Source organism: Thiohalocapsa sp. (assembly GCF_019695415.1).
In the GTDB taxonomy this organism is placed as follows: Bacteria; Pseudomonadota; Gammaproteobacteria; order Chromatiales; family Chromatiaceae; genus Thiohalocapsa.
Genome location: NZ_JAIFKJ010000459.1, coordinates 1 through 5,718, shown reverse-complemented (window position 1 = coordinate 5,718; position 5,718 = coordinate 1). Strand labels below are relative to the sequence as shown.

7 protein-coding genes are annotated in these 5,718 nt (G+C 64.4%); 2 read left to right on the top strand and 5 right to left on the bottom strand.

Annotation, left to right across the window (positions count from 1 at the left end; all coding sequences use genetic code 11):
- Position 1 precedes the first annotated feature (1 nt).
- The 3 genes from I6U14_RS12865 to I6U14_RS12855 form a co-directional block, all read right to left on the bottom strand.
- Positions 2-439, bottom strand: a complete 438-nt coding sequence (locus I6U14_RS12865; protein WP_296899904.1) for a hypothetical protein — start codon at positions 437-439, stop codon at positions 2-4.
- Complete coding sequence (locus I6U14_RS12860) at positions 345-776, bottom strand: tyrosine-type recombinase/integrase (protein WP_296899903.1); 432 nt, start codon at positions 774-776, stop codon at positions 345-347. The genes I6U14_RS12865 and I6U14_RS12860 overlap by 95 nt, the downstream gene beginning before the upstream one ends.
- Before the next feature lie 352 nt (positions 777-1,128).
- A complete protein-coding gene (locus tag I6U14_RS12855; RefSeq protein WP_296899902.1) occupies positions 1,129-1,848 on the bottom strand; it encodes a DUF3047 domain-containing protein in 720 nt (239 codons plus the stop codon).
- A gap of 424 nt (positions 1,849-2,272) precedes the next feature.
- Between I6U14_RS12855 and I6U14_RS12850 the strand changes: the two genes are divergently transcribed.
- Both I6U14_RS12850 and I6U14_RS12845 read left to right on the top strand, forming a co-directional pair.
- The gene (locus tag I6U14_RS12850) at positions 2,273-3,439 is read left to right on the top strand and encodes a DUF3179 domain-containing protein (RefSeq protein ID WP_296899901.1); all 1,167 of its coding nucleotides are present in this window, start codon (positions 2,273-2,275) and stop codon (positions 3,437-3,439) included.
- 279 nt (positions 3,440-3,718) lie between these two features.
- Positions 3,719-4,126, top strand: coding sequence for a DUF5996 family protein (locus I6U14_RS12845; RefSeq protein ID WP_296899900.1), 408 nt, complete (start codon positions 3,719-3,721; stop codon positions 4,124-4,126).
- A 349-nt stretch (positions 4,127-4,475) separates the two neighbouring features.
- Here I6U14_RS12845 and I6U14_RS12840 read toward each other — a convergent pair whose 3' ends face one another.
- Positions 4,476-4,793 (bottom strand): DNA-binding transcriptional regulator, encoded by a 318-nt coding sequence (locus I6U14_RS12840; RefSeq protein WP_296899899.1) that lies wholly within the window; start codon positions 4,791-4,793, stop codon positions 4,476-4,478.
- Complete coding sequence (locus tag I6U14_RS12835; RefSeq protein ID WP_296899898.1) at positions 4,786-5,160, bottom strand: type II toxin-antitoxin system RelE/ParE family toxin; 375 nt, start codon at positions 5,158-5,160, stop codon at positions 4,786-4,788. The genes I6U14_RS12840 and I6U14_RS12835 overlap by 8 nt, the downstream gene beginning before the upstream one ends.
- Positions 5,161-5,718: the final 558 nt, after the last annotated feature.

Here is a 5,718-nt window from a genome sequence, read left to right as displayed (position 1 = left end):
GCTAGAGCCGCTTGCACGACGTCTCGTCAAGCGCAGCGCGCAGGATCGCCCGCTCCAGCGCAGCGGATGGATGCCAGGACCCGCCGCGCGCGACAAAGCGGCTGCTGGCATCGACCACGGCCTTATCCTCTTTCACCAATCGACGTATCATTGGATCGATGGTCAGTGCCGCCAGCGCCATGTTCTGGCGCATGAACGTGGCGCGGTCCAAATGCCCGTCGGCATCGAATCCGAGCATCTCGTAGACGAGGCGGACGACGGCACGGGGTGCCCGATCACGCACTTCCACGGTGACCTCGGCCATGCGCACGCGTTGGCCCGCAAAGCGCTCAAGTCGGTGGCTCTCAGGGTCCTCGACCATGCGGGAGAACTTCGCGCTCGCCAGCCGGTACAGGGTGTCGTCCGGTCCGAGGATATATGTGCGGATCGAGTAGCTCACGCTGACCGTGTTCTGAGGGCCAAGGGGACTCGATCTTGCAATGGCACAAGACTAGCTGCACCGTGCGCAGATTCTTGGTCTTGCGGTAGATCAGCGTCGCCTTGGTCCGGCGCAAGGAGTGTGTACCATACTCTGCCAGGTCCGCCCCCATGAGCGCGATCCACTGTTTCACTAACCGCGCATGCTGTCGGACCGACAGATGTGCAGAGGCCGACCGGCGGCTCAGGAACAGGTCATCGGTCGCAGGCAGAGCCGCTTGCGCGCTCCAGGCGGTGACGGCACCGCGGGTCTGCTGCGCCAACTCAAAGCGGACCGGCTGGCGGGTCTTGAGCTGCACGGCGCTGGCTCGCCTGAGGGCGTGGTCGCCATGGGCCACATCCCGCGCGCAGGCTCACCAGAGTGCAGCCGCGCAGCTTGCTGTCGATCGCCAGGTTGAACAATGCCAGCTCCCGGGTGCTTCCAATCATCCGCAGTTGCGTGCGTAGCGTCGAGTCGCCCTCCGGGCTCCTTCCCGCGCTCACCCCGCCAGGGGCGCCCGCCACCAGCCTCCCCAGCCGAACACCACCCAAGTGCTCTTCACCGGGCTCGATGGCGATCTACCGCGCTGTTCACCGAAGATGCGCGGGTCTGGACCGCCATCGACCGATGGTGTTGACGTAGACGTTTACCCATGGGTCCGAGCGCTTGCCTTAGGGTTTGGGGCGAAAGGAAATGTCGGTGAACCAACCGCGCGCGGTGCCGCCAGTTTGGTCCGTGTCGGCACCGATCGCAATCCCCGTGATGCCGGGCGGGCTTTCACCAAACGCCGCGCGGAAATCCGCGGCGACATCCCGCTCTTCGTCAATCCAACGCCCGATTTGGTCACGCCCGCCTCCGACGACCACCACGCGGACCCGCTTGCTGTACGGACTCCAGAGGGTCGTGCCTGCGGGGAGGCTGGCATCCCAGACGTAGCAGAGCGCTGCCGCTGGGACCAGTTCGCCGGCGACCGAGCGTGCCAGTTGAATCTTGCTGCGCTCGATCAGCGGCAGCCGGTCGAGGGGGTAGTCGAACATGACGTACAGCCGTGCCGGCAAGTCGTCGCCCTGCTTGCGACGAATGTCGGCGTCTTCCACGACGCGGTCGACCCGCCAGCGCCAGCGCAGCACCGGTGTCGATGCGGGATCGACCTGAACGGTTCGATAGAGTGCTGCGCCGGCGTTTCGTGCGTCCATCCGAACCCCTGTCACCCCGGCGATGGTGGCGACCTTGAATTCGGTCGGCTTCACGAGCGGAAGCCGCGCAAGCCGCCAGGCGACCGGCCGTTCGCCCAGCTGGGCGGTGGAGAAGTCGCCGACCTGAATCGTCGGGCGAGCGATCGCTGACGAGGCGAGGAGCAAGCCGGCGAAGGCGAGGTGGCGGCGTTTCACGGTTCCCCCCGAGCTGCGAGCTGGGTCTGTGGCCCTGAGAGGGCTGAGTAGGTCCGCACGATGGCTCAACCGAATGACCGATGGGTCGCGCGAAATCTTTCCAGGACGCGTCTGGTCTTGGCTGGAGATGTGCCCTTAGAGCGGGGCTGCAAGTCCACCAGCCCCAGCTGCGCACCAGACAACAACAAAAGGCCACCGAACAATGCACCGACTCGCTGCTCTCGCCATCGTTTTCGTCACGCTCGGTCTCGGGGCAACGGCATGCTCCAATCCCCCGCAGAGCGATCTGTCGGCGGCACCGCTACCAGCGTCCGATCCGGCGTATCTGCCGTTGACCTGGTTCTATGACCTGGCCGCCGACGAGCCTTTGGCGCGCGCGTCCCTGGAGCGCATTGCGGCGGACTGGGAGGACGCCTACGCGACGATGCTGCTGGACCTGATCTACTTCAGCACGTCGCCGGAGATCGACGCGGCGATGACGCGGTTGCTGGAGGAGAAATCCGGCCTCCGCTTCCGCGGCGATTATGACCCGTTCTACCGCTGGATCTGGACCTCGAATCCCGGTCAGCACCCGCGCTATGCCGAGTTCATGGCCACGCTCTACAGTGAGATCGATCCTGCCTTCCGGGACTATTTCGACGATCAACCGCCGACGCTGATCCGTCTGGACGAGGTCCTCTGGGGCGGTGTCAATCAGGACGGAATCCCGCCGCTGGTGCAACCGAAGATGCTCGCCGCCCGCGACGCGACTTATCTCGACGACGACAACATCGTCTTCGGGGTCTTCCTGGACGGCGAGGCGCGCGCGTACCCGAAGCGCATTCTCGCCTGGCACGAAATGGTCAAGGACCGGATCGGCGGGCGCGAGTTGACCGGCGTGTACTGCACGCTCTGCGGCGCGATGATCCTCTACGACAGCACCATCGCCGGCACCTATCACGACCTCGGCACCAGCGGCTTCTTGTACCGGTCGAACAAGCTGATGTACGACAAGGCAACCAGCTCGCTCTGGTCGACATTCACCGGAACGCCCGTCATCGGTCCCCTCGTCGGCAAGGGCATCGAGCTCGAGACGCGGCCGGTGGTGACCACGACCTGGGGTGAATGGCGTTCCCGCCACCCCGACACGCTTGTGCTCTCGCTCGAAACTGGCCGTGAGCGCGACTACAGCGAAGGCGCGGCCTACCGCGACTACTTCGCGACGGACCGCCTGATGTTCGCCGTGCCGACCCTCGATCGGCGTCTGCCCAACAAGGCCGAGGTCCTGGCGATCCGCTACGACGGTGAGCCCTTGGCGATCGCGGCCGAGCTCCTGGAGCGCAACCCGGTTTATCAAGGCCGTGCCGGCGCCACCGACTTTGTCGTCTTCACGGACCCGAGTGGTGCAAACCGCGTCTACGACGCGTCCGGGGTGAGCTTCGTGAGCTGGGACGGCCGCGGTCGCGCGGTGAGTGGGGACGGTCGTGAATGGACGCTGACCGAGAGCGCCTTGACCGCGGGCGACGGCACCCGCAAGGAGCGCCTCGCGGCCCACCGGGCGTTCTGGTTTGGCTGGTATGCTCAGTTCCCTCAGACCCGACTCATCAAGTGACCCCCAGTGCCGGTCGTCGCGCTGACTCCGGGACGCACGATGCCGAGCCGAGTGCAGGAGACGTTCGGCGAGGACGACGCGTGCCAGGACGGCGCGTCGCTCGAGTCCGCCCATGAAGGCCGCGCCGCCAGTTCCAGATCGACTTCGACTTCGCCGCCCGCCGGATGCTGCTGATCACCAGCGACGGCGGCGACCGCATGCTGCCGTTGGCGCCGATGGGTGTGTGCACTTCCGCGAGCGGCTGCTGCCTTGCTCGAAGACCTGGGGATCCGGGTCCGCATGCACGACCTCCCCAACGAGCTGCCGGACCCGACCCTGTTCGGCCGCGACCGCACCCATGCCGTCTGGGATGCAGGGTATGCGCACCGCTTATCGCAGTTGCTGGTGCAGGCGGACCGGGTGTTCAAGGCAGTTCGCGCCCGTTTCCCCGGCAAGTGCAGCCGGGTGTCCTTGTTCTGGGGCGGCAACGACCTGGCGGTGACACGTCTCTCCACCCCTCCAGCACCGCTTCACCCCGGCGGCATTGCACAGCACCTGCCGGATGCGGTCACCCGCGAGGCGACCAACCAAGGTCAGCGGCGCGGGATTCTGGTTCGGCGGTCGCCCGATCGACCATGCCGCCTTTCATGCCTATGCGGTATCCGCTGTCTGCTACAAAGCGGGCACTTGCGATTGAGCTGGTGTTAACAACTGCGGACGCTAATTCGGCGCGGATGAGCGACCGCAACTACCTCTTCAGCCGACGTTGGTAATTCGCGGCTGGTCTGGGGCGAAAGCCCCGGTTGTGATCGTCGCGGCCGAGGTTCCGCTCATGCGTATTGTTCACTTCTTCGAACTGATCAGCGAGGGATCACCACCGCGACCTTCGTGTTGACTCGGCGTCGAGCGTTCAGGGCACCTCGAAAAATTCGAGGTGCCCATGCGGGGCAGAACGCCCCGCCACTTCTCAAGCGCTTAAGAAATGAAGCGAAGCGGAAACCGCGTTGTCGCTTCGCGTCTCGAAAAATGCCTTGGAAGGCATTTTTCGAGGTCCCCTTCAGGCGATCGCCTGAATCCCCTTCTTCTCGATGACGGTCAGCAGGCGCAGCGCTGGCCCACCGGGACGCTTGACGCCGCGCTCCCAGTCCGAGACCAAGTTTTTGCTCACATTGAGGTAGCGGGCAAAGACGGGCTGAGATAGATGCTCGCGCTCGCGCAGGGCGCGGATGGCCTCGGGAGAGAGGGGCTCGATCGGCGTGAGGCACGCGTCATCGAACTCGCGCATGGTCTGCTTGTCGATGGCGCCCACCCCCTTTAGGGCTTCCATGGTTTCGTGGATCGAGGCCATCGCGTCGCTACGATACTGTTTAGCCATTGTGTTCAACCTCCGAGAATTGCCCGTTCAGGATCAGCGCAGAGAGTTGCTCGTCCGTCAGCTCGAGGACGTGCCGCGCCGCCTTCTTGAATGCAGCTTCCTCCTCCTTACTGATGTTGGCCTGCTGGTTCTTGGCAAAGCCATAGACGAAGAAGGCACGATGCCTCTGGCGGTACAAAATCAGGGTCCGGTAGCCTCCAGAGCGACCTTGCCCAAGGCGAGCCACACGCTGTTTGATGACTCCGCTGCCGAGATTGGCATCGATTAGACCCTGCTCCGCTCGAAGGACAGCTTCGCGTAACATCCTGTCCCGGATTTTCTGCTTGCGGGCGAAGCGCTCGAACCAAGCGTTCTTGAAGATCCTCACCTGCCCCCGTGCTCCAAGCCTTCGTCACACTGAGTATTATACTCCAATGTCAACGGAATCAACTACGTCAGGATCCAGACATCCGTCAGCACAGCACCCGGATGAACGGCTGAGAGCCTCGTCCGTGGGCAGACGCAGGCAAATCGATCGGCTCCGATGTTGTCAGCTAATCCAGGCCCGATGCGGTCATTTTTGCCGGTCAGTCCCCGGCGTCTGGTTCCCCTGCCCGCTCCAGACGTCGAAGCCGTTGGGGCTCGGCGGCGGGATTGGGTCGTAACCGGTCGCGGAGGTCCCCTGGAGCAACGGCCGCTTTGGGAGGAACAAGCGACCTGTTGGGGCAGTGGGGAGATCTTGCCGGCCGCGATCGGCTATCTGGCTGTCTGAGGAATGGGGGCATGTAGGGAGGAGGGCACTTGAACGTAAAAAGAGCAGTTGACCGCTTCAGAGCGTATGCAAATGGCTGTACCGGTTGCGATTGCCACACTGGCTGCATGTCACCCACCGGGTGAGCGCCGCTACGGCCGCCATGGCACGTCCCGCACGGCGCCTGGCGGCGTT

What these genes read in the sequence shown, in the direction of transcription:
- I6U14_RS12840 (WP_296899899.1), bottom strand. Translation starts at nt 4,793, where the DNA reads ATGGCTAAACAGTATCGTAGCGACGCGATGGCCTCGATCCACGAAACC.
- I6U14_RS12850 (WP_296899901.1), top strand. Translation starts at nt 2,273, where the DNA reads ATGCTGCTGGACCTGATCTACTTCAGCACGTCGCCGGAGATCGACGCG.
- I6U14_RS12845 (WP_296899900.1), top strand. Translation starts at nt 3,719, where the DNA reads ATGCACGACCTCCCCAACGAGCTGCCGGACCCGACCCTGTTCGGCCGC.